Consider the following 26,075-nt stretch of genomic DNA (forward strand, 5'->3'; position numbering starts at 1 on the left):
CCGCTCGAACCGTTGGAATGCCATTAAACGAGCCCGCATTGAACCAGTACCTGGTGCGCCGCCAACGGATTGTCGGCCAGGTACAGATCAGCGATCCCTGACGTTATTGCGGACAACTCGGTGTTGTGAATGCACACCGTGGGTCCGGCGATCATTTTTGGGCAACTGGCGCCATTTAAAAGTTTCACCACCTGTGAAAGGTTTATCGCTTTGCTGGAATACAGCAAGACGGCCCGTGGTTGCAGTAGATCGACAGCCATTGCCAGTTCGCTGGCCGGGAGTGGCCAGTCAAACACTTGCACCGGGCAATCGGCGCTGCTGATCAACCACGCGGTGAGCCACAGGTGAGGTTCAAGTGGCAGGTCCGAGTGGTTGATCAACAGCAGTGGCGCGCTGTGTAACTGACGATTGTCATGGTAGATGCGCGCGCCAAACTTGCTACGCAGCCAGGAGTAAAAAAATACCCGTTCCATCTGCGTGCCGAACTGCCCTTGCCAGCGCTGTTCAAGTTCCGCCAGCAGGGGCAGGAGCAACTGCTCGCACAGGGTGCGTGGCGGGTAGAGCGCCATGGCCTGGTTGACGGTGTCGTCCAGGGTTCGTTCGCTCAGCTGCGAGACGGCGTGCAGCAAGGTATGGCGCAACACCTGCCAATCGTTTTCAACGAACCCGCTGAAGGCCTGCGGGGTGTCGAGCAATTGCTTGACCTGGCTGACCGCCACGCCGCGGTTGATCCAGGTGAGGATCGCCAAAATGCGCTGTACATGTTCAGCCGAGAACAGCCGGTGCCCCTTGGGTGTGCGTTGCGGCACGATCAGGCCATAGCGACGTTCCCAGGCTCGCAGCGTCACGGCGTTCACCCCGGTCTGCCGGGCGACTTCGCGGATCGGCAGCCAGCCTTCGTCCAGGGCCTTCTTGAAGTCGGCACCGAGGTCTTCGCTGGCGCTGCTGTCGAGTAGGGGTTTCATCAGATGGCGTTTCGCAGGCTGAGATTTTCCGGATGGGGTTGCAGGTACACCTGCTGGTCGATGTACGGGTCCGGGTGTTGGCGAAAGTGATGCTTGAGCAACGTCAGCGGCACCACCAGCGGCACGATGCCTTGGCGGTATTGACCGATGAGGTGTTGCATTTCCTGCTTGTCCTCGGCGCTGAGGGTTTTTTTCAGGTAACCGCTCAGGTGATGCAACACATTGGTGTGGGTGCGGCGGGTGGCACATTTCTTCAGGGCGGCCATCAGTTGGCTGAAGTAGCGCGGCCCGAGTTCCTGCGGGTCGGTCTGGCCCATGTTGCCCAGCAGATTGCCGAGGGTTTTGTATTGCATCGGGTTGTGGGCCATCAGCAGGTATTTGTAGCGGGAGTGAAATGTTGTCAGGCCGCGGCGGCTCAGGCCCTCCTGTAACAATTGTTGCCAGGCGCTGTAGGCGAATACGCGGGTGAGAAAGTTTTCGCGCAGCACCGGGTCGTTGAGCCGACCGTCCTCTTCCACCGGCAGATCCGCTTGCAGGGCGCAGAACGCCCGGGCGTAGATGCCCCGGCCACCACCAGTCACCGGGGCGCCGTTGGCGTGGTAGACCTTGACCCGCTCCAGGCCGCAGGAAGGGGATTGCTGCATGAAGATGTAACCGCAGATATCGCCTAGCTCCGCCGCCATATGGCGGCCATAGTCCGCCAGCGGCTGGGTGACATCGAGGTCGCGATCGACCGTGCCGACGGCCTGGGGAGCCTGAGCATCGCCCACCAGCCGGATGGGCTGGCGCGGAATGCCCAGGCCGATGGCGACTTCCGGGCAGATGGGGACAAAATCGAAGTATTCGCCGAGGACCTGGCGGCACAGCGGTGATGCCTTGTGGCCGCCGTTGTAGCGCACGTCAAAACCCATCAGGCAGGCGCTGATGGCAATTTTTGGTTTGGCGGAGGGCAGGGGCATCGAGTACCTCGGAATCTAAACCTGTACAGAGCTAAAAGGCTGTACAACATAGGTTCATCATAGATTCAAAGGTGTACAAGTCAAATTTCTTGTACAGGTTTTTGCGTGGCTTGTCTCAGCGACGTTGCCAGCGATCCAGGTACGGCGGTGTTCAGCACACCACGTTATCGTTCATCGCTGGCAAGCCAGTGTCGCGGTGTTGCGTTATTGCAAGTGTGCATGCAGGCGGCGGGCGGCTTCCTGGCCGCTGAGCCATGCACCTTCCACGCGGCCGGACAGGCACCAGTCGCCACACGCATACAGGCCCAGGTCGGCATCGGCCAGGGTGGCCCATTCATGACTGCTGGCGGGGCGGGCGTAGAGCCAGCGGTGGGCCAGGCTGAAGCTGGGTGCGGGCATGGCGTCGTGCAACAGCTCGGCGAACGCGCCATGCAATTGCTCGATCACCGCTTCTTTCGGCAGGTCGATATGCTGGCGGCTCCAGGCACTGGTGGCGTGCAGCACCCAGGTGTCGAGGGTGTTGTCGCGCCCCGGTTTGCTGCGGTTGCGAGCCAGCCAGTCAAGCGGACTGTCTTGCACGAAGCAGCCCTCGATGGGCGTTTCCAGGGGTGTCTCGAAGGCCAGGGCAACGGCCCAGGTAGGGTCCATTTTTACACCTGCGGCGGCGCCCGCGAGCTTCGGCGCGGAGGCCAGCAGCGCGGTGGCCTGGGGTGCCGGAGTGGCGATGATCACGTGACTGAACGGGCCGTGGGTGAAACCTTCGGCATCCTGCAGATGCCAGTGTTCTTCGCCGCGATACACCTCGGTGATCCGGCAGGCGAAATGCACTTCCAGGTCGCCGAGCAGGGCACGGGTGATGGCGCTCATGCGCGGGGTGCCGACCCAGCGCGTCTGTTCGTCCGGCGACAGATCGAGCCGGCCGCCATGGTAGGTATACAGCTGCGGCGTCCATTCCGCGACCCAGCCATTGGCTTGCCAGCGCTGGACTTCGGTGACAAAACGGCGGTCGCGGGCGGTGAAATATTGCGCGCCCATGTCCAGGGCACCCGCATCGCTGCGCTTGCTCGACATGCGTCCGCCACTGCCGCGGCTTTTATCGAAAAGTTGCACGACATGCCCCAGGTCGGTCAGGGCTTGTGCGGCTGAGAGTCCGGCAATGCCGGTGCCGATGATTGCGATAGGTACAGTCATAAGGGCCTCGTTTACCTGTCTGTACAGACTACGCCGGGGTTGAAACCTGTACAATATTGTTTTTTGGTATAACTTTCAGCGTTCTCGTTCTGACAGCTTGGCCTATTGTTAAACACAGAGCCTGCCCGATACCAAAAGATCCCTTGCTTATAAAAATAGACTAGTGATCAGGGTAAAACGCCACGCGAGGAAGAAGTCATGCACATATTGCTGACCGGCGGTACTGGTTTGATAGGACGTCAGCTCTGCCGACACTGGTTGAGCCAGGGACACCGCCTTACCGTCTGGAGTCGGACCCCTGCAAAAGTCGCGAAAATCTGCGGTGCCCAGGTGCGTGGTATCGCACGGCTTGAAGAGCTCGGGCAAGAGCCGGTGGACGCCATCGTCAATCTGGCCGGCGCGCCGATTGCCGATCGCCCGTGGACCCACAAGCGCAAGGCCCTGCTGTGGAGTAGCCGCATCACCCTGACTGAAGCCCTGCTCGCCTGGCTCGAAAGCCGTGAACAGAAACCGCAGGTATTGATTTCGGGGTCCGCGGTCGGCTGGTACGGCGATGGGGGTGAGCGTGAACTGAGCGAGGATTCGCCGCCGGTCATCGATGACTTCGCCAGCCAGTTATGCATCGCCTGGGAGGAAACCGCCCAGCGTGCCGAGGGTTTGGGCATTCGCGTGATCTTCATTCGCACCGGACTGGTGTTGTCGGCGGACGGCGGCTTTTTGTCGCGCCTGTTGCTGCCCTTCAAACTGGGGCTGGGCGGGCCTATCGGCAGCGGCCGGCAGTGGATGCCGTGGATTCATATCAACGACCAAATCGCCCTGATTGATTTTCTTCTGCATCGGCAAAGCGCCAGTGGTCCTTATAATGCCTGCGCGCCCAACCCGGTGCGCAATCGCGAGTTTGCCAAGACATTGGGCAGCGTGCTGAATCGCCCGTCGTTCATGCCCTTGCCAACCCTGGCGTTGAAGGTGTGCCTGGGCGAGTTGTCATTGCTTTTGCTGGGCGGCCAGAAGGCCGTACCGGCTCGCTTGCTGGAAGCGGGTTTCACTTTCCAGTTCACTGATTTGCGCGCGGCCCTGGACGATTTATCCAGCCGCCTTTGAAATAGGACGTTGCATGACCGATCACCCGTTGCTTCTGGTCAACCTGGGCTCACCGGCCTCCACTTCGGTGGCGGACGTGCGCCGCTACCTCAATCAGTTTCTGATGGACCCGTACGTCATCGACCTGCCATGGCCGCTGCGGCGCTTGCTGGTGTCGCTGATCCTGATCAAGCGTCCCGAGCAGTCGGCGCATGCCTACGCGTCGATCTGGTGGGACGAGGGTTCGCCGCTGGTGGTGCTCAGCCGTCGCCTGCAACAGGCAATGACTGCGCAGTGGCACCATGGCCCGGTGGAGTTGGCGATGCGTTACGGTGAGCCGTCGATCGAGTCGGCACTGGTGCGCCTGGCAGCCCAAGGGCATAAGCGGATCACCCTGGCACCGCTTTATCCACAGTTCGCCGACAGCACCACCACCACGGTGATCGAGGAAGCCAAGCGCGTGCTGCGTGAGAAAAACCTCGACGTGCAACTGTCGGTGCTCCAGCCGTTCTACGATCAACCGGAATACCTCGATGCGCTGGTGGCCAGCGCCAAGCCGTATTTGCTGCAGGATTACGATCACCTGCTGTTGAGTTTCCACGGTTTACCGGAGCGGCACCTGACCAAGATCGACCCTACCGGTCACCATTGCTTGCGAGGCGAGAATTGCTGCCTGAACGCTTCGCCAGCAGTATTGATGACCTGCTACCGCGCCCAATGCCTGCGCACGGCATCCGAGTTCGCCAAGCGCCTGGGGTTGCCGGATGGCAAATGGTCGGTGTCGTTCCAGTCGCGCCTGGGGCGAGCCAAATGGATCGAGCCCTACACCGAAGCGCGCCTGGACGAGCTCGGCAAAAGCGGCGTGAAGAAAGTGCTGGTGATGTGCCCGGCCTTCGTGGCCGATTGCATCGAGACCCTGGAAGAGATCGGCGATCGCGGGCTGGAGCAGTTCCGCGAAGCGGGGGGAGAGGAGTTGGTGCTGGTGCCGTGCCTCAACGATGACCCGCAGTGGGCGAAGGCGTTGAGTGCGTTGTGCGAGCGGGCACCGTTGGTGCTTTAAAAGCATCCATCGCGGGCAAGCCACGCTCTTGTAGGAGCGTGGCTTGCCCGCGATGGCGTCCTCAAGGCTGCCTTAGATCAGCGGCTCATCCGCCTTCTTGTGCTTCCAGCTGTCATTGCCCGGCAGGATCAGGTTCAGCGCAATCGCCACCACCGCGCACAGCGCGATGCCTTTGAGGCCGAAGTCGTCCGGGCCTGTGCCCGTACCGACCAGTACGCCGCCAATACCGAACACCAGGGTCACCGAGACGATCACCAGGTTGCGCGCTTCGCCCAGGTCGATCTTGTGGCGAATCAGCGTGTTCATCCCCACGGCCGCAATCGAGCCGAACAACAGGCAGAGAATCCCGCCCATCACCGGCACCGGAATGCTTTGCAGCAGCGCACCGAATTTGCCGATGAACGCCAGGCTGATGGCGAAGATCGCTGCCCAGGTCATGATTTTCGGGTTGTAGTTCTTGGTCAGCATCACCGCGCCGGTGACTTCGGCGTACGTGGTGTTGGGTGGACCGCCGAACAGGCCCGCGGCAGTGGTGGCAATGCCGTCGCCCAGCAGGGTGCGGTGCAGGCCGGGTTTTTTCAGGTAATCGCGACCGGTCACGCTACCCACGGCGATCACGCCGCCGATGTGCTCGATGGCCGGGGCCAGGGCCACCGGAACGATGAACAGGATCGCCTGCCAGTTGAATTCCGGAGCGGTGAAGTGCGGAATGGCGAACCAGGGGGCCGCCGCAATCTTCGCGGTGTCGACCACGCCAAAGTAGAACGCCATGCCAAAGCCCACCAGCACGCCGGAGATGATCGGCACCAGGCGGAAAATGCCTTTGCCGAACACCGCGACGATCAGGGTGGTCAGCAAGGCTGGCATCGAGATCAGCATTGCCGTCTGGTAATGAATCAGTTCACTGCCGTCACCGGCCTTGCCCATCGCCATGTTGGCGGCGATCGGCGCCATGGCCAGGCCAATGGAGATGATCACCGGGCCAATCACCACCGGCGGCAGCAGGCGGTCGATGAAGCCGGTGCCTTTGATTTTCACGGCCAGGCCGAGGAAGGTATAGACAAAACCGGCTGCCATCACGCCGCCCATGGTCGCGGCGAGGCCGAACTGGCCCTTGGCGAGAATGATCGGGGTGATGAAGGCGAAGCTCGACGCCAGGAATACCGGCACCTGGCGCCCGGTGACGACCTGGAACAGAATTGTCCCCAGGCCTGCGGTAAACAGTGCCACATTGGGGTCGAGCCCCGTGATCAGCGGCATCAACACCAGGGCGCCGAAGGCCACGAACAGCATCTGGGCGCCAGACAGCACCGTGCGCCAGAGCGGATCGTTGAACTCTTGCTGCATGCTTACGCGTCCTTCTGCTTGGTGCCGAAGATCTTGTCGCCAGCATCGCCCAGGCCCGGGATGATGTAACCGTGTTCGTTGAGTTTCTGGTCGATCGAAGCGGTGTAGATGATCACGTCCGGGTGAGCTTTCTCGACCACGGCGATACCTTCGGGTGCAGCGACCAGCACCATGGCGCGGATGTCCTTGCAGCCGGCCTTTTTCAACAGGTCGATGGTGGCAACCATCGAGCCGCCGGTGGCGAGCATCGGGTCGATGATCATGGCCAGGCGTTCGTCGATTTCCGGCACCAGTTTCTCGAGGTAGGTGTGGGCTTCGAGGGTTTCCTCGTTGCGGGCCACGCCCACGGCGCTGACCTTGGCGCCCGGGATCAGGCTGAGCACGCCTTCGAGCATGCCGATACCGGCGCGCAGGATCGGTACGACGGTAATCTTCTTGCCGGCGATTTTCTCCACCGACACAGTGCCGCACCAACCTTCGATGTCGTAGGTTTCCAGCGGCAGGTCCTTGGTGGCTTCATAGGTCAGCAGGGCACCGACTTCCTGAGCGAGCTCGCGGAAATTCTTGGTGCTGATGTCTGCGCGGCGCATCAGGCCGAGTTTGTGGCGGATCAGCGGGTGGCGGATCTCGAGGATGGGCATGGGAAAGGCTCCGGCGGCGGGCAAAAAAACCGGCCTAGATTAATCTATCCGAGGGTGATGTCCTATAGACATAAAGTACGTTAGTCCACAAACGCTTGATCTGGCCTCGCAGGATGCGTACCTTTGCCCGCTTTTCCGCACTTAGTCCCCCCGATACCACCCCCCAGGAGAACGCCATGTCCGCTGATCTCGAGCATATCCGTCAAATCATGCGAGAGGCTGACTGCCTGTACACCGAAGCTGAAGTCGAGGCAGCCATCGCCCGCGTCGGTGCACACATCAACGATCAACTGGCGGACAGCAACCCGGTGGTGTTCTGCGTGATGAACGGCGGCCTGATTTTCGCCGGCAAACTGCTCACTCACCTGCAATTTCCGCTGGAAGCGTCCTACCTGCACGCCACCCGCTATCGCAACGAAACCAGCGGCGGCGAGCTGTTCTGGAAAGCCAAGCCGGAAATTTCGTTCATCGACCGTGATGTGCTGATCATCGACGACATCCTCGACGAAGGTCATACCCTCGGCGCTATCATTGACTTCTGCAAGCACGCCGGCGCGCGTAAAGTGCACACCGCCGTGCTGATCGACAAGGACCACGACCGCAAGGCTCGTCCGGACCTGAAGGCCGATTTCGTCGGCCTGCCGTGCATCGACCGTTACATCTTTGGCTACGGCATGGACTACAAAGGCTACTGGCGTAACGCCAACGGGATTTTTGCCGTTAAAGGAATGTAAGTAATGGCCACACCGAGCTTTCTTGATCAAACGCTGTTCACTGAATTGGCCGAGAAAGCCGTGGCCAATCCCCGTGGGCGCCAGCATCACAACTTCCACCAGATGGAAGACGCCTGCCACCGGATGGCGGTGGGTCTGCAACCGAGCACCTATATTCCGCCGCACCGCCACCTGGGTGAAAACAAGGCCGAGACCTTGCTGGTCCTTAAGGGACGGCTTGGGCTGTTGATTTTCGACGAGGCTGGCGCAGTGGTGAAAAAGCAGATCCTGCAGGCTGGCGGCGAGTGCGTCGGCGTCGATTTGCCGACCGGTGTGTTCCATGGCCTGGTGGTGCTCGAAGCCGACAGCCTGATGTTCGAGTGCAAGGCGGGTCCCTATCGTCCGGTGGGCGAAGGTGAGCTGGCGCACTGGGCACCGCGTGAAGGCGAACCCGGTGTTGCCGAGTATCAGGCCTGGATGCGCGCGCAATTCGATTGATTCTCCAACTGTAGGAGCGAGCTTGCTCGCGAAAGCGGTGTGTAAGCTGACACGCCGTCTTCGCGAGCAAGCCCGCTCCCACAGGGGGTTGTGTTCACAGACTCACTTTCATCCGCCCATGCTAGAGTGCACGGCCCCGATTCCGGAGCCTGTCATGAGCCGTTCGATCCGCTGCTGTGCCGCCCTGTTGCTGTCCCTCAGCCTGCCCTTGGCCGCCGCCCCGGCACCGATGCACAGTCAATTTTTACCGCCGGACGACCTGACCCTGCGTGATGCCGAACCCGAGCAGCAACAACTGCTGCAAGTCACCGAATATTCGGTGGTGGTCGGCAGTCAGCGCCAGTCCAGCCAGCAGCCGATCCCTGTCACCTCGCCGCTGATGATTCGCCTCAAGGGCAAACCCTTGAACAAGGGCGCGACCATCAATCAGGTACTGGTCAATTTCGATGGCGAAAGCAAAAGCCTGAAGAAGCCGCTGTACGACGACAAGAGCAAGACCCTGACGCTTTATTACCCGCTGGCCCAGTACCGGGTGGTCATCGATTTGTTGCGCAACGACACGGTGTATTGCCAGTTTCTCAGCTACGCCAACGGCCACATCTGGGCCGATCTGCACACCGGGGCTGTTCGTCCGCGTTGAGCCCGGCGCCCGCGCAGGGGTAAACTGCCCGCCCCGTGAAATGTCTGCGAGCTGGAGTCGGCAATGCGTAAAGATAAGAAACAAGTGATTGGTGACGAGATCGGCGATGAGCAGATCAAGTTGTTCCTCGATTTCGAGCCGGTCGACGCGACTTCTCCGTCCCTGCACAAGCTGATCAAGGCCTATCGTGGCCTGCGGATCGACGACTTCGAGCGTTTCCTGACGTTCTTCGTCGAGGCAGGTTATGACGTGAACGGCAAGGATGAGCACGGCAATGATTTCGTTGCCTTGATCCAGGATCAGCGCAATGCGCCGGAATACATCGAGTTGATCAACAAGGCTCGCGGCTGACCGTCTGTAAAACATCGGGCCCCTTGTAGGAGCCGGCTTGCCGGCGAAGGCGGTGTCACTGGCATACCGCGGCGTCTCCTTTCGCTGGCAAGCCAGCTCCTACAAAAAGGCATAAAAAAACGCCCCGCCATCATGGATTGACGGGGCGTTTTTTATGCGGCCGAATCAAGCGAAGCTTGGGGTCTCGCTGCTTTCTTCAACCAGTTCCAGGGCAACGTTGTTCTGCGAGTTGATCTTGCGATACAGCGCAGCGTCGGTTTCCAGGACTTTCTCGCGGGCCGGGAAGATCTCTGCCAATTTGGCAGCCCACTCACCCTTGGCTTTGCCCGGGAAGCATTTTTCGATCAGCTCGAGCATGATCGAAACCGTCACCGAAGCACCTGGCGAGGCACCGAGCAGGGCAGCAAGGGAGCCGTCCTTGGCCGCGACCAGTTCGGTACCGAATTGCAGGACGCCGCCTTTTTTCGGGTCTTTCTTGATGATCTGTACCCGTTGGCCGGCCACTTCCAGGCGCCAGTCTTCGGCTTTCGCTTCAGGGTAGAAGCGACGCAGGGACTCCAGGCGCTGCTCCATCGACTGCATCACTTCGCTGACCAGGTACTTGGTCAGGTCCATGTTGTTTTTCGCCACCGCCAGCATCGGGCCGATGTTGCCGGCGCGAACCGACAGCGGCAGGTCCATGAAGGAGCCGTGCTTGAGGAACTTGGTGGTGAAGCCGGCGTAAGGTCCGAACAGCAGGGATTTCTTGCCATCGACGACACGGGTGTCCAGGTGCGGTACGGACATCGGTGGCGAGCCTACGGCCGCCTGGCTGTAGACCTTGGCCTGGTGGTGCTTGACCACTTCCGGGTTGTCGCAGCGCAGCCATTGGCCACTGATCGGGAAACCGCCGAAGCCTTTGCTCTCTTCGATGCCCGAAGCCTGCAGCAGCGGCAATGCCGCACCACCGGCGCCGAGGAAGACGAACTTGGCGTCGACTTCACGGCTGTTGCCGCTGTTGACGTCCTTGATGCTGACAGTCCAGCCGCCGTTGTTGCGCTTGAGGCCGGTCACGCGCTTGCAGTACTTGACCTGGGCATCGGGGGCGCTGGTCAGGTGCTTGAGCAACTGGTTGGTCAGGGCGCCGAAGTTGACGTCGGTACCGTTGATCACGCGGGTGGCGGCGAGGGTTTCGCCAGGGTCGCGCCCAGGCATCATCAATGGCATCCACTCTGCCATTGTCGCCTTGTCTTCGGTGTATTCCATGTCAGCGAAGGCGTGGTGCTTATGCAGCACGTTGAAGCGTTCCTTGAGGAAGGACACGCCGCTCTCGCCCTGCACGAAACTCAGGTGTGGCACCGGGCTGATAAACGATTTGCACGAGCCGAACGTGCCTTTCTTGGTCAGGTACGACCAGAACTGCTTCGACACCTCGAACTGGGTGTTGATGTGCACGGCTTTCTTGATGTCGACGGTGCCATCGGCAGCCTGCGGCGTGTAGTTCAGCTCGCACAGGCCGGCGTGACCGGTACCGGCGTTGTTCCACGGGTTGGAACTCTCCGCGGCACCGGAATCCATCAGCTCGACGACTTCCAGCTTGATCGCGGGGTCGAGCTCTTTGAGCAGTACTGCAAGGGTGGCACTCATGATGCCGGCCCCAACCAGTACTACGTCGACTGCTTCGTTATGCGCCATTTAACGCGTCTCCAAAATCTGCAGCACCAAATTGTCGGCATGGCTGCCAGGCGTTCCGGGGCGAGTCAGTGATGCCCCTCAAACTCATGGCAGTATCGCCATGTCCGAATCTTCGCAATTTTTCGCAACTTCGACGGATGCTACCGGCCGGGTCTACTAAGAGTCCTATGAACTCATTTCAACGGGCGACTGGCAATTCGACTTATGGTCGATACATCCGCTTGTGCAACCAAATCCGTAGCGGACAGGCTTCAGGCTCCGGTATTCGAGGTGTACTCGGTCCTGTGTCGTTGGGCTGTACTGGACGCTAATGGTGCATATTCAGACGCAAAACTATTCATTTGCTCGCCACACTCTTGTGAAGTTGTGAAAACCCGTTTTTTTCACGCTCTTTTGAAGACGTGAACCTCAAAAAAGGGCTGTCCCAGCCTGGCACCGTGCCCGGAACGTCTGCCGCCAGGACATTCATGGCGGGCAATACGGGCAAACAGCTCAGTGACCGAGCGTAATGACAGCTCTGCAGATTCGCGAAAAGCGGTGGTTGTGCTTGAGGAACAGCAAGCGCGCCAGCTTCACTCGATCTGTGTGGGCGGCTCTCTGTGGGCGGTGCGGGGTGCCAAAACCGAAGCATTGACGATACTGCGAGGCCCGATCAGGAGACGTCCTTATAATCGGGGGGAGATTGTAGCGAAGAAACGCAGGGAATTGGTCGTGTTTAATGACTTTTATTAGGCGTCTGGTCAGGTCGCCAGCAACTGTTGCACCCGTGAGCGAGGTGGATGCTGGCTGACGCGGGCACTGGCGGGCAGGGGTTGCTGCAGCCAGTTGAGGCGAATTTCCTCGATTTCGACCCAACCATCGCCCATGGGCTGTAGGCTGCACTGCTTGAATGCCTGGCAATGGCCGTTGCTGTCGAGCAGGGCAAAGCTGCGGTGCCGTGGGCGTGGGGCGAACAGCGAAACGAGAAAGCGCATGGCGAAGTACCTTGTGGGTGACTGCGGTGGAGAATGGCAGTGAGCCGTGACGCGCAAGTGTATGGGCGATGACAGATGCGTGACAGGCAGCCGATTCTGAAAGATTTGTCAGAACTTTCCTCAATGGTTGCGCTGGTTCGCTGCAGCGGCGCACCGCTATACTGCGGGCCTGTTAGTGCCTGATTCTGGAGAGAAGAGTATGTTGCAACGCCTGTTGTTCGGTTTGATCACTGTGACCAGCTTGACGTTGGTCGGCTGCGCCCACAGCCCGCAACAACTGAACCCGGAACCCAAGCTGACGGCGCAACTGGCGCCGGTCGGCCACGGCCAGCCGGTGGTGGTGCGCGTGGTCGACGGACGTCCGTCGCCAACCCTGGGTACCCGTGGCGGCCTGTACCCGGAAACCAGCGCGATTACCGTGCAGGGCGCGCAGATCCTGCCGAAACTGCAGGCGCAGGCCGAAGCGGCCGTGCGCTTGCTGGGCTTCACCCCGACCGCCAATGCGGCGAACGCGCCACAGATCACCGTGACCCTGGCCGAGTTGAAGTACCAGTCGCCCAAAGAAGGCATGTACGTGACCGAGGCAACCATTGGCGCGACCTTCCGCTCCGATGTGCAAAATGCCAACCGTCGCTACAGCGGCCGTTATGGCGCCTCCCTGGACCAGCGTTTCGGCATGGCGCCGAACCAGGAAACCAACACCAAGCTGGTCAGCGACGTGTTGAGCGATGCCTTGACCCGCTTGTTCAAGGACCCGACCGTGGGTCAGGTGCTCGGCGAGTAAAGGTTCGCCTGATGCCGAAAGCCCGGCGCCAGCAATGGTCCCGGGCTTTTTCATGGCCATTGGTCATTTGATTCGTTATTTGTCGCAAAGGCAGGGGCAGGCGCCCAGGCTTTCGGTAGAATTCGCCCGCGGTCACCTGTCCGGTGCCTGCCGCCCCGGTTACGTTTGAGGTTTGTGATGTCGCTGCATTTGATGACGCTGTTTACCGCCCATCCCGCCAAATTGATCAATCTGTTGGCCTTGCTGCTGGCCTTTCCGGGCAGTTGGTTGCTGCACGCCACCCGCCGCCGCGAACAGCGCGCGATGGCCAGTCTGCAGTCGCAGCGCCAGAGCAGTCCAAACCAGGAGCCGACGCTGGATTGGGCCACCCTGCGCATGAACAGGTTTTTCTACCGCTTCGGCTTTGCCTGCATGGGGCTGGCGTTGCTGGTGTCGTGGATCAGCACCCAGGTCTAGAAGCAAAAGATCGCAGCCTGCGGCAGCTCCTACAGGTCAAAGCAATAAAAAACGGCGCCCGAAGGCGCCGTTGTCGTATCCGCCGTTAAAGCGGCAATCCAGCCTTGACCCGATACTGATTGCGCACCGGCGTCGCGTATTGCAGCACCAGGAACGGGCGATGTTCCTCGGGGCAGGCGTCCAGACGTTGCTGCCATTGTTCCTGGGCCTTGGCCAGTTCCTCGGCCGGGAATATCTCGCTGGCCCTTGGCACCTGCAGTTGCGGGTCGGCATCCTGCCATTGGGCGTAGGCCAGGTAGTGCACCGGGAACAGGCGGTAACCGCCGAGGATCTGCTTGTCCATCTCGACCGCCAATTGCTTGGTGTCTTCGAACAGCTCGGTGATGGGCGCCGCAAAGTTCACGTGCACCCGACCCTTGTAGCCGGTGATGCCCTTGGCGATGCTCACGTCATCCTCGCCCGGAGCCTTGGTGTAGCTGCCGGTGGTGGCGCGGATGTAGAGTTCGCGGGCCTTGGCCTGGTCGCATGGATCGTACTCGTAGCTGATCGACACGGGGGTCAGGTTCAGCGAGCGGATGACTTCACCGAACGGCTCGTCCTTGCGGCTCATGTGGAACATCTTGAGGATCGCCGACTCGGTGCGGTCGTCACCATCCTTGGCCCGGCCTTCGGCCTGGGCGATCCAGATCGAGGCGCAATCGTTGCGGATCGAATGGTTGATGTACGCCGACAGCAGTTGGTACGCCGCCATCTTCTCGCGCCGACCGGTGATCGAGCGGTGCACGATAAAGCTCTTGTTCAGGCGCATCAGGTCGCTGACAAAGGGCTTTTGCAGCAGATTGTCGCCGATGGCGATGCGCGGGGTCGGCAGGCCGGCGTGGTACACGGCGTAATTGACGAAGGCCGGGTCCATCACGATGTCACGGTGGTTGGCGATGAACAGATAGGCGCTGCCGGACTTGAACTGCTCCACGCCGGTGTACGTCACACCGTCCGTGGCTCGCTCGATGGTGTGGTCGACGTAGTACTCGACCTTGTCCTGCAAGGTGGCCACCGACGTGATGCCAGCGAACTCGCGGCGCAGCCGATGAGCTATAAGAGGTTTGAGCGCCCAGCCCAAGGCGCCGGCGAAACGCGGGAAGCGGAAGTGGGTGAGGATATCTAGAAACGCCTTGTCGCCGAGCAGTCGCGCCAGCACCGCTGGGACTTCGCTATCGTCGTAAGGTCGGATGGCATCGAATTCGCCCATCATGCTCTCTTGTTAGAAACGGCTAGGGTAAGTAAAGGTTTTGATCGAAAACCAGCAGGGTACGGTCTGAAAAAGTAGTCCAGACAAAAATAGCCCTGCAAATAGACCGGCGATTATACGCACAAGTCACCTGGGAGACCGCGATGCTGGAAACTGCGCAGTATGAATGCCCGTATTGTGGTGAAACAGTCGAGACGACTGTGGACTTGTCCGCTGGCGATCAGACCTATATCGAGGACTGCCAGGTCTGTTGTCGGCCGATCACGTTCGTGTTGCAGGTTCATGGAGAGGACTGGTTTCTGGAAGTCTTCAGCGAAAACGAGTGAGGGGCACCCATGCAGCGCATCTACGAACCGGAAAACCTGATGGAAGGCGAGTTGTTGCAAGGCATGCTCGCCAGCGAGGGCGTCGAGGCGCATCTGGTGGGCCGCGACCTGGTGGGCGCCACGGGGGAATTGCCGATCTTCGGCCTGCTGGGCCTGGCGGTGGAGAATGACCAGGCCGAATACGCCCGTGAGCTGATCACCGCGTACAATGCTGCGCTGCCGCTGTCCGGCGATGAACCGGAGAGCTTTCCCGGCACGCTGGTCTGTTAGGCTGGCGTTCGTTTGATCAAGAGTCGTGCTACCCCATGTGTGGACGTTATGCCCTGTTTCGCTGGAATCGCGACTTCGCGACCCTGCCAGGTTTTCCGGCCGATCAACAGGCCCAGTGGAACATTTCACCCAACGATTCGGTGCTGATGCTGCGCGCAGGCCAGGACGGCCAGCGTGAGCTGGCCCGTGCCCGCTGGGGCCTGACACCACCATGGCTGACCGACCTGTCCCGCACCCCGGCCCATGCCCGGGCCGAAACCGTTGCCGAGCAACCCATGTTTCGCGAGGCCCTGCGTCAGCGCCGCTGCCTGCTGCCGGCCAACGGTTTCTATGAATGGCGCGGCACCACGCGCAAGCGTCCGTACTGGCTGACGCCGGGTGAGGGTTCGTCGCTGTTTTTCGCCGCCATCTGGGAGGCGTACCCGGTGCAGGAGCAGGTGTGGCTGAGCACGGCGGTGATCACGCAACCGGCGGCCAGTCAGCGCCGGCCGTTGATTCTCGATGAGGCGGGGCAGGCCGCGTGGCTCGACCCCGAGACGCCGCTGCATGCCCTGCAAGCCCTGCTCGCCAGCGAGCCCGCGGCGTTGCGCGAGCGGGTGCTGGCCAACATGGTCAATGACCCGAAGCTCAATGGGCCGGAGTGTCTTACTCCGGGTTAATTTTTCCTGTGTTGGTGAGAGCTTTACCTGAAAAAGGCGTCTTATCTCCTGTGTATCTGGCGTCGATACATTTCCACGCCTAGGATAGGCGGCAGTTTTCATGGAGTTTTTCAATGAGCAAGATTTTCGTTGTAGGTGCACTGAGCGCAGCGCTGCTGCTCGCCGGCTGTCAGTCGGTCAACACCACCAGCGGTGGCGCCGTCGGTGTCGAGCGCAAGCAATACATGTTCAGCATGCTGTCCACGGATGAGGTCAATCAGATGTACGCCCAGTCCTATCAAAAGACGGTGGGTGAGGCGAGCGGCCAGGGCGTGCTGGACAAGACCAGTAGCGATGCCAAGCGCATCCAGGTGATTTCCGATCGACTGATTGCGCAGGCGCCGGTCTTCCGCCCGGATTCGGCCCAGTGGAAATGGGAAGTCAATCTGATCAAGAGCGATGAACTCAACGCCAACTGCGGGCCTGGCGGCAAGATCATTTTCTACACCGGCCTGATGGACAGCCTGAAGCTGACCGACGACGAAATCGCCGCCATCCTCGGCCACGAAATCGCCCACGCCCTGCGCGAGCACGGTCGTGAAGCGATGTCCAAGGCCTATGGCATCGAAATGGCCAAGCAGGGCGCTGGTGCCTTGTTCGGCCTGGGTCAGGACAGCCTGGCGCTGGCGGATACCGTGGCCAACTACGGCATGACCTTGCCGAACAGTCGCGCCAATGAAAACGAGGCGGACCTGATTGGCCTCGAACTGGCCGCGCGTGCCGGCTACAACCCGAACGCCGCGATCACCTTGTGGAACAAGATGGCCAAGGCGTCGGAAGGTTCGCCGCCGGAGTTCATGAGCACTCACCCGGCGTCCTCGAGCCGGATTGCATCGTTGCAGGCGGCGATTCCGAAAGTCATGCCGCTTTATGAGCAGGCCAAGAAATCCTGATGTCCATTCATCGTCTGTAAGGGCCTCATCGCCAGCAGGCTGGCTCCCACAGGGGAATGCATTCCAATTGTGGGAGCCAGCCTGCTGGCGATGAACGATAACGCGGTGTATCGACCTACTGCGTCAAACCCACCCGCTGCTTTGCATCGCCTTGTACACCGCGACAATCGCCAGGATGAAAAACGCCGACGCCGCCAGTCGACGGATCAGCGTCAATGGCAGTTTGTCCGCCGCAAAATTACCTGCCAGAACCACCGGCACGTTGGCAATCAGCATGCCCAGGGTGGTGCCGATGATCACCAGCCACAGCTCCGGGTATTGCGCGGCGAGCATCACGGTCGCGATCTGGGTCTTGTCGCCGATTTCCGCAAGGAAGAACGCGATCAACGTGGTCAGGAACGGTCCGAACTTGCGCGCGGTGCTGGCTTCGTCCTCGTCCATTTTGTCCGGCACCAGGGTCCACAGGGCGGTGGCGGCGAAGCTCGCCGCGAGGATCCAGTGCAGCATCGTATCCGAGAAGAAACTGCCCACCCAGGCGCCTACCGCACCGGCTGCCGCATGGTTGGCCAGGGTCGCGGCGACGATGCCGGCGATGATCGGCCAGGGTTTGCGAAAGCGGGCAGCGAGAATGAGCGCGAGCAGTTGCGTCTTGTCGCCGATTTCGGCCAAGGCAACGATTGCGGTGGGTACCAGTAGTGAATCCAGCATCAGGGGTTTTCCTAAGGGGCGGGTCGACACGGCTATGACACGTACAGCCTTCCCGCCCCGGGTAAGGTGTTCGTGTCATAGGTCTTGTCAAACCCTGCGATCCATCTGATGTGGATGCTTGGGTCGCATGCGCCATGGCCTGAGGACCAAGTATGTTGACGCATGCCGGACGAGCATGGCGCTCGTGGGAGACTACTCCCCTAGGACGGAGCGGATTCTGCCTAGGCAAAATCCATTAGGCAAGTGCAAATTTCTATCCGCGTTTTGCGCGGTAGATGCGAAAACCCTGTCCTTCGGCCTTGATCGCGCAGACCCCGAGGTGCTCTTCGATCAGCGGTTGGTACTTCAGGAAACTGTTGGCTACGAGCCGTAGTTCGCCACCGTTTTTCAGATGTTTGGCCGCTTTTCGTAGCAGGTTTTCCGTGGCGTAGTAATCGGTATGCACACCGACATGGAAGGGTGGGTTGCTCAGGATTGCGCTCAAACCCATGGGTGCCGCGTCGATACCGTCACCGGTAATGACCTCCGCTTCAAGACCATTGGCCGCCAGGGTCAGGCGACTGCTGGCAGCGGCAAAGGCATCGACATCGAGCAAGGTGACCTGGTTGTGCGGATAACGACGTTTCACCGCCGCGCCCAACACCCCGGCGCCGCAACCGAAGTCCAGCAAGTGGCCGCTGGGCAGTTTATCCAGGTGTTCCAGCAACAGCGCACTGCCGCGATCCAGTCGACCGTGGCTGAACACGCCTGGCAGGCTGATGACTTTCAACGGGCCCTCGGCCAACGGCAACTCGTACGTCTGGGCCAGGCTTTCCAGGGATTTGGCCTCTGGCGCGTTGGCTACGGTGACCAGCCACAGCTGGCAATGCCGCGCGCTGTCGAGCTTGCGTGGCTTGCCGAACGGGTTCAGCTGCTTGGCGGCGCCTTCGATGCCGCTTTTTTTCTCACCGACCAGGTACAACTCGCGGCCGGCCAGCCGAGAGGCGAGGGCGTTGAGGATGTAATCGGTCAGGTCCTTGGACTTGGGCAGAAATACCACGGCGCTATCGAACGCGCACTCAGGTGCGTCAACGCCAAAATGGCTGCGCTCGGCGAAGCGCGCATCCAGCGCGGCCTGATCGCCGGCGTGCCAACTCCAGCCGTGGGCGTCGGGCAGGCGGCCCAGCAAGTCGTCGGCGGGCAGGCCGGCCAACAACACCGAGCCCTGGAATAATTCAGCCTGACGAAGCAGTACTTCACTGCGCGGATCCATAACTGCTCCTGTGAAAAAAAGTGCCGCAGTTTATCAACTGACGACCCGCAGCGCCTTACCGCTGATGTAGCCCTGGGCGTTTTCGGTCAATTGGCCAACAATTCGTTGCCGCGCTTCGCGACTGCCCCAGGCGTTGTGCGGGGTGACGATCAGGCGTGGGATGTCCTGGGCCAGCAGGGGATTGCCGTTGACCGGCGGTTCCACGCTCAGTACGTCGGTGGCGGCACCGCCCAGGTGGCCGTTGCGCAAGGCATCGGCCAGTGCCTGCTCGTCGATCAGGCCGCCGCGGGCGGTGTTGACCACGAACGCGCCGGGCTTCATGGAGGCCAGTTCACGGGCGCCGATGAAGTGGCGGGTGTGTTCGTTGAGCGGGCAGTGCAGGGTCAGTGCGTCGATTTGCGGCAGCAGTTGATCCAGCGGCAAGCGGTCGGGGCGGGCAGGGCGACCCGGGATCTGGCCCAGCAGCACGCGCATGCCAAACGCCTCGGCCAGGCGCGCGACGGCGCCGCCCAATTCGCCGTGACCGAGCAGGCCGAGGGTTTTGCCTTGCAGTTCGACGATTGGATAATCCAGCAGGCAGAACTGTTTGGCCTGTTGCCAGCGCCCTTCACCGACGGCTTTCTGGTAGTCGGCCAGGCGCGTGGCCAGGTTGAGCAGCAGCATGATCGTGTGTTGCGCCACCGATGGCGTGCCGTACCCCTGGCAGTTGCACACGGTGATCCCGTGGGCGCGGGCGGCCGCGAGGTCGACGTTGTTGGTGCCGGTGGCGGCGATCAGGATCAGTTTCAGCTCGGGGCTGGCAGCGATGGCGGCCGCGTTGATCTGGATCTTGTTGGTGATGGCGACGCTGGCGCCCTTGAGGTGCTCGATCACTTGGTCGGGCAGGGTCTGGTTGAACAACTGCAGGTCGCTGAAAGCTTCGCGCAGCGGGCTGAGATCGAGATCGCCCAGGTCCAGGGAGGGGTGGTCGAGGAAAACAGCGCGGTGAATGTTCGTCATCAACTGTACCTTTTGTGCAATGAACTGAAGGCGTAATCTGCCGAGCCTACCAGATGAAATAAATAGTTACGCTTGACCTTAAGGAGCCCCAATGTACTGGACCGAGTTCTTGACCGTTGCTCTGATTCACCTGCTGGCCGTGGCCAGCCCCGGCCCGGACTTTGCCGTGGTGGTACGGGAAAGCGTGACCCATGGCCGTCGCGCTGGCACCTGGACAGCCCTTGGCGTCGGTTCGGCGATTTTCCTGCACGTTGGCTACTCGCTGCTGGGCATCGGCCTGATCGTGTCCCAGTCGATCGTCTTGTTCAACGCATTGAAGTGGGCCGCCGCCGCTTACCTGCTGTACATCGGCTTCAAGGCACTGCGGGCGCAACCGGCCAAGGCCGTGACAGATGATCTGCACCAGGAAGCCGGCGAGCGCACCGCGCGCGGCGCCTTCACTTCGGGGTTCGTGACCAATGGCCTGAACCCGAAAGCCACGCTGTTTTTCCTGTCACTGTTCACCGTGGTGATCAATCCGCATACACCGCTAGCCGTGCAGGCCGGTTACGGGGTGTACCTGGCGGTGGCCACGGCGATCTGGTTCTGCCTGGTGGCCATGCTGTTCAGCCAGCAGCGCGTGCGCGCCGGTTTCGCCCGCATGGGGCATTGGTTCGACCGGACCATGGGCGCGGTGTTGATCGCCATTGGCGTGAAACTGGCGTTTACCGAAATGCATTGAGCGTAACCGTTCACAATTCCCCATGGATGCTGGCGCAACGCTAGCATCCGTGCGGCTCTGCAAATCATCCCTTTGGCTGATTTGGCTGGCGATCAGGGGCACTACAGTGCTTACTCTCTACAGCCTCGACCGAGTAGTCAGAAAAGGGATTCTTATGTTGCAGACTCGCGTTATCCCCCCAGCCGAAGGCGCTTACCAGTTTCCGCTGCTGATCAAACGGCTGCTGATGTCCGGCGCGCGTTATGAGAAAACCCGCGAGATCGTTTACCGCGATCAGTTGCGCTATAGCTATCCGACCCTGATCGAACGGGTCGCACGCCTGGCCAACGTGCTGACGGCCGCCGGGGTCAAGCCCGGGGATACCGTGGCGGTGATGGATTGGGACAGCCACCGATACCTGGAATGCATGTTTGCCATTCCGATGATCGGCGCGGTGATCCACACCATCAACGTGCGCCTGTCGCCGGAGCAGATCCTCTACACCATGAATCACGCCGAAGACCGCTTTGTCCTGGTCAACAGCGAATTCGTCGGCCTGTACAACGCGATCGCCGGGAACCTGACCACGGTCGAGAAAACCCTGCTCCTGACCGACCTGCCGGAAAAGACCGCCGACCTGCCGAACCTCATCGGTGAGTACGAGCAATTGCTGGCCGCGGCAAGCCCGCAGTACGACTTCCAGGACTTCGACGAAAACTCGGTGGCGACCACGTTCTACACCACGGGCACCACCGGCAACCCCAAGGGCGTGTACTTCACCCATCGCCAACTGGTTCTGCACACCATGGGTGTCTCGACGATCATGGGTTCGATCGACAGCGTGCGCCTGTTGGGTACCAGCGACGTGTACATGCCCATCACGCCGATGTTCCACGTGCATGCCTGGGGCCTGCCCTATGTCGCGACCATGCTCGGGCTCAAGCAGGTGTATCCGGGGCGCTACGATCCGGAGTACCTGGTGGAGCTGTGGCGCAAGGAAAAGGTCACTTTCTCGCACTGCGTGCCGACCATCCTGCAAATGGTCCTCAACGCCAAGGCGGCCCGGAACATCGACTTCGGTGGCTGGAAAATCGTCATCGGTGGCAGCGCGCTCAACCGTGCGCTGTACGATGCCGCGAAAGCCAAGGGCATCCAGTTGACCGCCGCCTACGGCATGTCGGAGACCGGGCCGCTGGTGTCCTGCGCGCACCTCAATGACGAACTGATGGCCGGTTCCGAGGACGAACGCACCACCTACCGGATCAAGGCCGGCGTGCCAGGGCCGTTGGTGGAGGCGGCGATCGTCGACACCGAAGGCAACTTCCTGCCGGCCGATGGCGAAACCCAAGGCGAACTGGTGTTGCGCGCGCCGTGGCTGACCGAGGGCTATTTCAACGAGCCGCAGAAGGGCGCCGAACTCTGGGCCGGTGGCTGGCTGCACACCGGCGACGTGGCGACGCTGGACAGCATGGGGGTGATCGATATTCGCGACCGGATAAAGGATGTGATCAAGACCGGCGGTGAGTGGATCTCCTCCCTGGACCTCGAAGACCTGATCAGTCGCCACGCGGCGGTACGCGAAGTAGCAGTGGTGGGGATTGCCGATCCGCAGTGGGGCGAGCGGCCGTTTGCCTTGCTGGTGCTGCGCGAGGGCCATGCCATCGGCGCCCGGGAACTCAAGGAGCACCTCAAGCCGTTCGTGGAATTGGGGCACCTGAGCAAGTGGGCGATTCCGAGTCAGATCGCCCTTGTTACTGAAATTCCCAAGACCAGTGTCGGCAAGCTCGACAAGAAGCGAATTCGCGTCGACATCACCGAATGGCAGGCCAACAACAGCACCTTCCTCTCAACGCTTTAAGCGTCCCTTGGCGTGCCCAAAAGGGCACGCCAGCCCCACCAAGCAAGCGCTTGGCTTGTCAAATCCGTATTTTCAGCCATTCTTGCCAAGCCGACACCTGTCGGCTTGGCAAAGGACTGTTCCAGAGTGGTCGGCAGGCTCAAATCACACTTTAGAGGGATCAAGCAGTACTACCTGCTGGCTATAGTCCGCTCAAGGATTTTTAAGAACGGAGCAAACGCACAAACCGGGGCGATGCAACTTTGGAGTGACTTTGGGAAGCCATGGCTCCCTGTTATCCAAGCGTTTTTAGAAGTGCTATTTGCCATAACAATAAAATGCACATGGAGTAGCGTCGATGACATCAGTAAACCAGTTCTGGCGCCGGGCTAAACTGCCTCTGGCCGTCAGCCTTGCCTCTACGCTCGCCGGGCCTGCATTCGGCGTCAGTTTCAACATCGGTGAAATCGAAGGTCAGTTCGACTCTTCCCTGTCGATCGGCGCGAGTTGGTCTACTGAAAGCGCCAACAAAAACCTCATCGGCGTCAACAACGGCGGCCGCGGCCTGTCCCAGACTTCCGATGACGGTCACCTGAACTTCAAAAGCGGTGAAACCTTCTCGAAAATCTTCAAGGGTATCCATGACCTTGAGTTGAAGTATGGCGACACCGGCATTTTCGTCCGTGGCAAATACTGGTACGACTTCGAGCTCAAGGACGAGAGCCGCCCGTTCAAGGACATCAGCGACGACAATCGCAAGGAAGGCGCCAAGTCATCTGGCGGCCAGATCCTCGACGCCTTCGTCTACCACAACTACGCCATTGCCGATCAGCCAGGTTCGGTACGTCTGGGCAAGCAAGTGGTGAGCTGGGGTGAAAGTACCTTCATCGGCGGCGGCATCAACTCGATCAACCCGATCGATGTGTCCGCATTCCGTCGTCCCGGTGCCGAGATCAAGGAAGGCCTGATTCCGGTCAACATGTTCTACGTGTCCCAGAGCCTGACCGAGAACCTCTCCACCGAAGCCTTCTACCAGATCGAATGGGACCAGACGGTCGCCGACAACTGCGGCACCTTCTTCTCGCAACCGGACGTGATCGCCGATGGTTGCGACAATAACCTGGCGGTACTGCGCACCCAACAAAGCCTTCGCAGCGCATTGGGCCCCGCTGCTACACCTGCTCTCAACGTTCTGGCTGCCAGGGGCGTGACTTGGGGTAACCCGGACGAAGGCGTCATCGTTCGTCGCGGTCCAGATCGCGATGCCCGCGACAGCGGCCAGTTCGGTGTTTCCTTTAAGTACATGTTCGATCCGCTGGACACTGAGTTCGGTGCTTATTTCATGAATTACCACAGCCGTGCGCCGATTTTCAGCGGCCATGGCGCGCCGGCGAGCGCCTACAGCCCGCAGGCTCTGGGTGGCGCACTGGTTGGCGCCGGTCTTCCGCCCCAGCTCGCAGGTGCTGCGACTGCACAGCTGCTGCCGTTGGTTGTGGCGGGCAACTCCAGCTACTACGTCGAATACCCTGAAGATATCCGCCTGTACGGCTTGAGCTTCTCCACCACCCTGCCGACAGGCACCGCGTGGAGTGGTGAACTCAGCTACCGTCCGAACGCTCCGGTCCAGCTCAACACCACCGACATCCTCTTCTCCGGCCTGACGCCGCTGAACCCTAACGTGTCCGTGCTCCAGGGCACCCCAGGGCAGGATCAACAAGGTTATCGCCGCAAGGAAGTGACCCAGCTGCAAACGACCCTGACCCACTTCTTCGACCAGGTGATGGGCGCCGAGCGTCTGACCCTGGTGGGTGAAGTCGGCTGGACCCACGTTGGCGGCCTGGAAAGCAATTCCAAGGCACGTTACGGCCGTGACCCGAGCTACGGCCCTGGCCCATTGCCAAACAACCAGTGCGTGACCTTGAACAGCGGTACCTTGGCAGGCGGTCCGCAAAACAACGTCAGTCGCTACTGCGAAAACGACGGCTTCACCACGGCCAACTCCTGGGGTTACCGCGGTCGTGCCATCTGGGAATACAACGACGTATTCGCCGGTGTGAACCTCAAGCCGAACGTGGCCTGGTCCCACGACGTGGAAGGTTACTCGCCTGGTCCTGGCGGCAACTTCGAGGAAGGTCGCAAAGCGGTCAGCCTGGGTGTCGATGCCGAGTACCAGAACACCTACACCGCAAGCCTGGCGTACACCAACTTCTTCGACGGCAAGTACACCACCGTGGATGACCGCGACTTCGTTGCGCTCAGCTTCGGCGTGAACTTCTAAGCACTCTATTTTCAGGACGAGCACATACACATGAAAATAACCAAGAGTCTGTTCCACGCCGGTGTCCTGGGGCTTTCGCTGCTGGCGACCGGTGTCATGGCAGCGGTCCCGGCGGCCGAAGCGGACAAGCTGGGCAAGAGCCTGACCCCGATGGGCGCCGAAATGGCCGGTAATGCCGATGGTTCGATCCCGGCCTGGAAGCCCATGCCGAAAAACGCCGGTACTGTCGACAGCAAGGGTTTCCTGTCCAATCCGTACGCCAGCGAAAAACCGTTGTTCACCATCACGGCGCAGAACGTCGACCAGTACAAGGACAAGCTCGCCCCGGGTCAGTACGCGATGTTCAAGCGCTACCCGGAAACCTTCAAGATGCCGGTCTACACCTCCCATCGCGGTGCAACCGTGCCGGATGACGTGTTCGCCGCCATCAAGCGCAACGCCACCAAGACCAACCTGGTGTCCGGTGGTAACGGCCTGGAGAACTTCGAAACCGCCATACCGTTCCCGATTCCGAAAAGCGGCGTCGAAGTGATCTGGAACCACATCACCCGCTATCGCGGCGGCAGCGTGACCCGTCTCGTGACCCAGGCCACGCCACAGCCGAACGGCTCGTTCAGCCTGGTGTACTTCCAGGACCAGTTCGTGTTCCGTGACAAGATGAAGGATTACGATCCGGCGAACCCGGGCAACATCCTGTTCTACTTCAAGCAGAAAGTGACCGCGCCGGCACGTCTGGCCGGTGGTGTGCTGCTGGTTCACGAAACCCTCGACCAGGTCAAGGAACCGCGTTCGGCGTGGGTCTACAACGCCGGTCAGCGTCGTGTGCGTCGTGCGCCACAAGTGTCCTATGACGGGCCGGGTACCGCTGCCGATGGCTTGCGTACCTCCGACAACCTGGACATGTACAACGGTGCGCCGGATCGTTACGACTGGAAACTCGAAGGCAAGAAAGAGATGTACATCGCCTCCGACGCCTACAAGCTCGACGATCCGAAGCTCAAGTACACCGACATCATCAAGGCCGGCCATATCAACCAGGACCTGGCTCGCTACGAGCTGCGCCGGGTCTGGCATGTGGTTGCAACCCTGAAGGAAGGCCAGCGTCACATCTACGCCAAGCGTGACTTCTACATCGACGAAGACACCTGGCAGGCCGCAGTGATCGACCACTACGACGGCCGCAACCAACTGTGGCGCGTGGCCGAGGCACATGCCGAGAACTACTACGACAAGCAAGTGCCGTGGTACGCGCTGGAAGCCCTGTACGACCTGCAATCGGGTCGCTACCTGGCGCTGGGCATGAAGAACGAAGAGAAGTCGGCGTATGACTTCGGCTTCACCGCCACCACCAGCGACTTCACCCCGGCGGCGTTGCGCCAGGATGGTGTTCGCTAACGTGCACTGACCTGAGGCCGCATCCTCTGGAAAAACGCCCCGACTGGTTCGGGGCGTTTTTTTTCTGTAGGAGCGAGCTTGCTCGCGATGGTCGTCAACGATAACGCGCGAAACCAGGCAGCCCGCGGCGCTCTCTG

The 26,075-nt window shown here is 60.7% G+C and carries 27 protein-coding genes and 1 riboswitch; of the genes, 16 read left to right on the forward strand and 11 right to left on the reverse strand.

Annotated elements, in window-relative coordinates:
- Positions 1–23: 23 nt before the first annotated feature.
- The 3 genes from ACM6I6_RS05790 to ACM6I6_RS05800 form a co-directional block, all read right to left on the reverse strand.
- Complete coding sequence (locus tag ACM6I6_RS05790) at positions 24–965, reverse strand: MerR family transcriptional regulator (protein WP_414919572.1); 942 nt, start codon at positions 963–965, stop codon at positions 24–26.
- Positions 965–1,924: a YbgA family protein gene (locus ACM6I6_RS05795; RefSeq protein ID WP_414919573.1), complete on the reverse strand. Its 960-nt coding sequence runs from the start codon at positions 1,922–1,924 to the stop codon at positions 965–967. Before ACM6I6_RS05795 ends, ACM6I6_RS05790 begins: the two co-directional genes overlap by 1 nt.
- 204 nt (positions 1,925–2,128) lie before the next feature.
- Positions 2,129–3,115: an NAD(P)/FAD-dependent oxidoreductase gene (locus ACM6I6_RS05800; RefSeq protein WP_274074172.1), complete on the reverse strand. Its 987-nt coding sequence runs from the start codon at positions 3,113–3,115 to the stop codon at positions 2,129–2,131.
- A 198-nt stretch (positions 3,116–3,313) separates the two neighbouring features.
- Between ACM6I6_RS05800 and ACM6I6_RS05805 the strand changes: the two genes are divergently transcribed.
- Both ACM6I6_RS05805 and hemH read left to right on the forward strand, forming a co-directional pair.
- Positions 3,314–4,216, forward strand: coding sequence for a TIGR01777 family oxidoreductase (locus tag ACM6I6_RS05805; protein ID WP_323606990.1), 903 nt, complete (start codon positions 3,314–3,316; stop codon positions 4,214–4,216).
- A gap of 13 nt (positions 4,217–4,229) precedes the next feature.
- Positions 4,230–5,255 (forward strand): ferrochelatase, encoded by a 1,026-nt coding sequence (gene hemH / locus ACM6I6_RS05810; protein ID WP_323627072.1) that lies wholly within the window; start codon positions 4,230–4,232, stop codon positions 5,253–5,255.
- Positions 5,256–5,327: 72 nt separating this feature from the next.
- Here hemH and ACM6I6_RS05815 read toward each other — a convergent pair whose 3' ends face one another.
- Together ACM6I6_RS05815 and upp are read right to left on the reverse strand one after the other, a co-directional pair.
- On the reverse strand, positions 5,328–6,602 hold the full coding sequence (locus ACM6I6_RS05815; RefSeq protein ID WP_274074175.1) for a uracil-xanthine permease family protein: 1,275 nt from the start codon (positions 6,600–6,602) through the stop codon (positions 5,328–5,330).
- Between the two features lie 2 nt (positions 6,603–6,604).
- Positions 6,605–7,243 (reverse strand): uracil phosphoribosyltransferase, encoded by a 639-nt coding sequence (upp, locus tag ACM6I6_RS05820; protein ID WP_008060213.1) that lies wholly within the window; start codon positions 7,241–7,243, stop codon positions 6,605–6,607.
- Between the two features lie 176 nt (positions 7,244–7,419).
- Between upp and ACM6I6_RS05825 the strand changes: the two genes are divergently transcribed.
- From ACM6I6_RS05825 to ACM6I6_RS05840, 4 genes are all read left to right on the forward strand, one after another.
- Positions 7,420–7,977 carry a hypoxanthine-guanine phosphoribosyltransferase gene (locus tag ACM6I6_RS05825; RefSeq protein ID WP_274074176.1) on the forward strand — a complete coding sequence of 186 codons (558 nt, stop codon included), beginning with the start codon at positions 7,420–7,422 and terminating at the stop codon, positions 7,975–7,977.
- Between the two features lie 3 nt (positions 7,978–7,980).
- Positions 7,981–8,454 carry a WbuC family cupin fold metalloprotein gene (locus ACM6I6_RS05830; protein ID WP_274074177.1) on the forward strand — a complete coding sequence of 158 codons (474 nt, stop codon included), beginning with the start codon at positions 7,981–7,983 and terminating at the stop codon, positions 8,452–8,454.
- 154 nt (positions 8,455–8,608) lie between these two features.
- Positions 8,609–9,094 carry a hypothetical protein gene (locus ACM6I6_RS05835; RefSeq protein WP_274074178.1) on the forward strand — a complete coding sequence of 162 codons (486 nt, stop codon included), beginning with the start codon at positions 8,609–8,611 and terminating at the stop codon, positions 9,092–9,094.
- 63 nt (positions 9,095–9,157) lie between these two features.
- Positions 9,158–9,445 (forward strand): PA4642 family protein, encoded by a 288-nt coding sequence (locus ACM6I6_RS05840; protein ID WP_274074179.1) that lies wholly within the window; start codon positions 9,158–9,160, stop codon positions 9,443–9,445.
- Between the two features lie 165 nt (positions 9,446–9,610).
- On the opposite strand, the gene mqo is transcribed toward ACM6I6_RS05840, so the two are convergent.
- The gene (gene mqo, locus ACM6I6_RS05845; protein WP_323606983.1) at positions 9,611–11,119 is read right to left on the reverse strand and encodes a malate dehydrogenase (quinone); all 1,509 of its coding nucleotides are present in this window, start codon (positions 11,117–11,119) and stop codon (positions 9,611–9,613) included.
- A 740-nt stretch (positions 11,120–11,859) separates the two neighbouring features.
- Positions 11,860–12,093 (reverse strand): hypothetical protein, encoded by a 234-nt coding sequence (locus ACM6I6_RS05850; protein WP_274074181.1) that lies wholly within the window; start codon positions 12,091–12,093, stop codon positions 11,860–11,862.
- 199 nt (positions 12,094–12,292) lie between these two features.
- On the opposite strand from ACM6I6_RS05850, the gene ACM6I6_RS05855 reads away from it, so the two are divergent.
- On the forward strand, positions 12,293–12,877 hold the full coding sequence (locus ACM6I6_RS05855) for a YajG family lipoprotein (protein ID WP_056726255.1): 585 nt from the start codon (positions 12,293–12,295) through the stop codon (positions 12,875–12,877).
- A 177-nt stretch (positions 12,878–13,054) separates the two neighbouring features.
- A complete protein-coding gene (locus tag ACM6I6_RS05860; RefSeq protein WP_323606981.1) occupies positions 13,055–13,333 on the forward strand; it encodes a hypothetical protein in 279 nt (92 codons plus the stop codon).
- Between the two features lie 85 nt (positions 13,334–13,418).
- On the opposite strand, the gene ACM6I6_RS05865 is transcribed toward ACM6I6_RS05860, so the two are convergent.
- Positions 13,419–14,585: a 1-acyl-sn-glycerol-3-phosphate acyltransferase gene (locus ACM6I6_RS05865; RefSeq protein ID WP_408598824.1), complete on the reverse strand. Its 1,167-nt coding sequence runs from the start codon at positions 14,583–14,585 to the stop codon at positions 13,419–13,421.
- Positions 14,586–14,725: 140 nt separating this feature from the next.
- Between ACM6I6_RS05865 and ACM6I6_RS05870 the strand changes: the two genes are divergently transcribed.
- From ACM6I6_RS05870 to ACM6I6_RS05885, 4 genes are all read left to right on the forward strand, one after another.
- Positions 14,726–14,908, forward strand: a complete 183-nt coding sequence (locus tag ACM6I6_RS05870; protein ID WP_274074184.1) for a CPXCG motif-containing cysteine-rich protein — start codon at positions 14,726–14,728, stop codon at positions 14,906–14,908.
- 9 nt (positions 14,909–14,917) lie between these two features.
- The gene (locus ACM6I6_RS05875) at positions 14,918–15,178 is read left to right on the forward strand and encodes a putative signal transducing protein (RefSeq protein ID WP_274074185.1); all 261 of its coding nucleotides are present in this window, start codon (positions 14,918–14,920) and stop codon (positions 15,176–15,178) included.
- Positions 15,179–15,213: 35 nt separating this feature from the next.
- Complete coding sequence (locus ACM6I6_RS05880; RefSeq protein ID WP_046818982.1) at positions 15,214–15,837, forward strand: SOS response-associated peptidase; 624 nt, start codon at positions 15,214–15,216, stop codon at positions 15,835–15,837.
- A 113-nt stretch (positions 15,838–15,950) separates the two neighbouring features.
- Positions 15,951–16,769 carry a M48 family metallopeptidase gene (locus tag ACM6I6_RS05885; RefSeq protein WP_274074186.1) on the forward strand — a complete coding sequence of 273 codons (819 nt, stop codon included), beginning with the start codon at positions 15,951–15,953 and terminating at the stop codon, positions 16,767–16,769.
- Positions 16,770–16,892: 123 nt separating this feature from the next.
- Here the strand turns inward: ACM6I6_RS05885 and ACM6I6_RS05890 are convergent, their stop codons facing one another.
- From ACM6I6_RS05890 to ACM6I6_RS05900, 3 genes are all read right to left on the reverse strand, one after another.
- Complete coding sequence (locus tag ACM6I6_RS05890; protein ID WP_414919574.1) at positions 16,893–17,477, reverse strand: TMEM165/GDT1 family protein; 585 nt, start codon at positions 17,475–17,477, stop codon at positions 16,893–16,895.
- A 90-nt stretch (positions 17,478–17,567) separates the two neighbouring features.
- Positions 17,568–17,690, reverse strand: a riboswitch (yybP-ykoY riboswitch).
- A gap of 40 nt (positions 17,691–17,730) precedes the next feature.
- Complete coding sequence (locus tag ACM6I6_RS05895) at positions 17,731–18,729, reverse strand: methyltransferase (protein ID WP_414919575.1); 999 nt, start codon at positions 18,727–18,729, stop codon at positions 17,731–17,733.
- Positions 18,730–18,762: 33 nt separating this feature from the next.
- Positions 18,763–19,728 (reverse strand): 2-hydroxyacid dehydrogenase, encoded by a 966-nt coding sequence (locus tag ACM6I6_RS05900; RefSeq protein ID WP_414919576.1) that lies wholly within the window; start codon positions 19,726–19,728, stop codon positions 18,763–18,765.
- A 91-nt stretch (positions 19,729–19,819) separates the two neighbouring features.
- Here ACM6I6_RS05900 and ACM6I6_RS05905 point away from each other — a divergent pair, with 91 nt between their 5' ends.
- The 4 genes from ACM6I6_RS05905 (at position 19,820) to ACM6I6_RS05920 (ending at position 25,938) form a co-directional block, all read left to right on the forward strand.
- Positions 19,820–20,449, forward strand: a complete 630-nt coding sequence (locus ACM6I6_RS05905) for a LysE family translocator (protein WP_323606972.1) — start codon at positions 19,820–19,822, stop codon at positions 20,447–20,449.
- A 154-nt stretch (positions 20,450–20,603) separates the two neighbouring features.
- Positions 20,604–22,286, forward strand: a complete 1,683-nt coding sequence (locus tag ACM6I6_RS05910) for a fatty acid--CoA ligase (RefSeq protein WP_414919577.1) — start codon at positions 20,604–20,606, stop codon at positions 22,284–22,286.
- A 337-nt stretch (positions 22,287–22,623) separates the two neighbouring features.
- Positions 22,624–24,543 (forward strand): DUF1302 domain-containing protein, encoded by a 1,920-nt coding sequence (locus ACM6I6_RS05915; protein ID WP_408598819.1) that lies wholly within the window; start codon positions 22,624–22,626, stop codon positions 24,541–24,543.
- Positions 24,544–24,573: 30 nt separating this feature from the next.
- Positions 24,574–25,938, forward strand: coding sequence for a DUF1329 domain-containing protein (locus ACM6I6_RS05920; protein WP_323627066.1), 1,365 nt, complete (start codon positions 24,574–24,576; stop codon positions 25,936–25,938).
- The last annotated feature ends 137 nt before the right edge of the window (positions 25,939–26,075 follow it).

Origin of the sequence: Pseudomonas sp. IT-P218 (assembly GCF_949767605.1) — a bacterium.
GTDB classification, from domain to species: Bacteria; Pseudomonadota; Gammaproteobacteria; order Pseudomonadales; family Pseudomonadaceae; genus Aquipseudomonas; species Aquipseudomonas putida_AE.

Bases quoted from the DNA above. Each gene is read 5' to 3' on its own strand.
- ACM6I6_RS05835 (WP_274074178.1), top strand. From the start codon at position 8,609: ATGAGCCGTTCGATCCGCTGCTGTGCCGCCCTGTTGCTGTCCCTCAGC.
- ACM6I6_RS05910 (WP_414919577.1), top strand. From the start codon at position 20,604: ATGTTGCAGACTCGCGTTATCCCCCCAGCCGAAGGCGCTTACCAGTTT.
- ACM6I6_RS05915 (WP_408598819.1), top strand. From the start codon at position 22,624: ATGACATCAGTAAACCAGTTCTGGCGCCGGGCTAAACTGCCTCTGGCC.
- hemH (WP_323627072.1), top strand. From the start codon at position 4,230: ATGACCGATCACCCGTTGCTTCTGGTCAACCTGGGCTCACCGGCCTCC.
- ACM6I6_RS05850 (WP_274074181.1), bottom strand. From the start codon at position 12,093: ATGCGCTTTCTCGTTTCGCTGTTCGCCCCACGCCCACGGCACCGCAGC.
- ACM6I6_RS05895 (WP_414919575.1), bottom strand. From the start codon at position 18,729: ATGGATCCGCGCAGTGAAGTACTGCTTCGTCAGGCTGAATTATTCCAG.
- ACM6I6_RS05840 (WP_274074179.1), top strand. From the start codon at position 9,158: ATGCGTAAAGATAAGAAACAAGTGATTGGTGACGAGATCGGCGATGAG.
- ACM6I6_RS05875 (WP_274074185.1), top strand. From the start codon at position 14,918: ATGCAGCGCATCTACGAACCGGAAAACCTGATGGAAGGCGAGTTGTTG.
- ACM6I6_RS05890 (WP_414919574.1), bottom strand. From the start codon at position 17,477: ATGCTGGATTCACTACTGGTACCCACCGCAATCGTTGCCTTGGCCGAA.
- ACM6I6_RS05860 (WP_323606981.1), top strand. From the start codon at position 13,055: ATGTCGCTGCATTTGATGACGCTGTTTACCGCCCATCCCGCCAAATTG.
- ACM6I6_RS05805 (WP_323606990.1), top strand. From the start codon at position 3,314: ATGCACATATTGCTGACCGGCGGTACTGGTTTGATAGGACGTCAGCTC.
- ACM6I6_RS05880 (WP_046818982.1), top strand. From the start codon at position 15,214: ATGTGTGGACGTTATGCCCTGTTTCGCTGGAATCGCGACTTCGCGACC.
- ACM6I6_RS05830 (WP_274074177.1), top strand. From the start codon at position 7,981: ATGGCCACACCGAGCTTTCTTGATCAAACGCTGTTCACTGAATTGGCC.
- ACM6I6_RS05800 (WP_274074172.1), bottom strand. From the start codon at position 3,115: ATGACTGTACCTATCGCAATCATCGGCACCGGCATTGCCGGACTCTCA.
- mqo (WP_323606983.1), bottom strand. From the start codon at position 11,119: ATGGCGCATAACGAAGCAGTCGACGTAGTACTGGTTGGGGCCGGCATC.
- ACM6I6_RS05905 (WP_323606972.1), top strand. From the start codon at position 19,820: ATGTACTGGACCGAGTTCTTGACCGTTGCTCTGATTCACCTGCTGGCC.
- ACM6I6_RS05870 (WP_274074184.1), top strand. From the start codon at position 14,726: ATGCTGGAAACTGCGCAGTATGAATGCCCGTATTGTGGTGAAACAGTC.
- ACM6I6_RS05825 (WP_274074176.1), top strand. From the start codon at position 7,420: ATGTCCGCTGATCTCGAGCATATCCGTCAAATCATGCGAGAGGCTGAC.
- upp (WP_008060213.1), bottom strand. From the start codon at position 7,243: ATGCCCATCCTCGAGATCCGCCACCCGCTGATCCGCCACAAACTCGGC.
- ACM6I6_RS05855 (WP_056726255.1), top strand. From the start codon at position 12,293: ATGTTGCAACGCCTGTTGTTCGGTTTGATCACTGTGACCAGCTTGACG.
- ACM6I6_RS05885 (WP_274074186.1), top strand. From the start codon at position 15,951: ATGAGCAAGATTTTCGTTGTAGGTGCACTGAGCGCAGCGCTGCTGCTC.
- ACM6I6_RS05795 (WP_414919573.1), bottom strand. From the start codon at position 1,924: ATGCCCCTGCCCTCCGCCAAACCAAAAATTGCCATCAGCGCCTGCCTG.
- ACM6I6_RS05900 (WP_414919576.1), bottom strand. From the start codon at position 19,728: ATGACGAACATTCACCGCGCTGTTTTCCTCGACCACCCCTCCCTGGAC.
- ACM6I6_RS05790 (WP_414919572.1), bottom strand. From the start codon at position 965: ATGAAACCCCTACTCGACAGCAGCGCCAGCGAAGACCTCGGTGCCGAC.
- ACM6I6_RS05865 (WP_408598824.1), bottom strand. From the start codon at position 14,585: ATGATGGGCGAATTCGATGCCATCCGACCTTACGACGATAGCGAAGTC.
- ACM6I6_RS05815 (WP_274074175.1), bottom strand. From the start codon at position 6,602: ATGCAGCAAGAGTTCAACGATCCGCTCTGGCGCACGGTGCTGTCTGGC.
- ACM6I6_RS05920 (WP_323627066.1), top strand. From the start codon at position 24,574: ATGAAAATAACCAAGAGTCTGTTCCACGCCGGTGTCCTGGGGCTTTCG.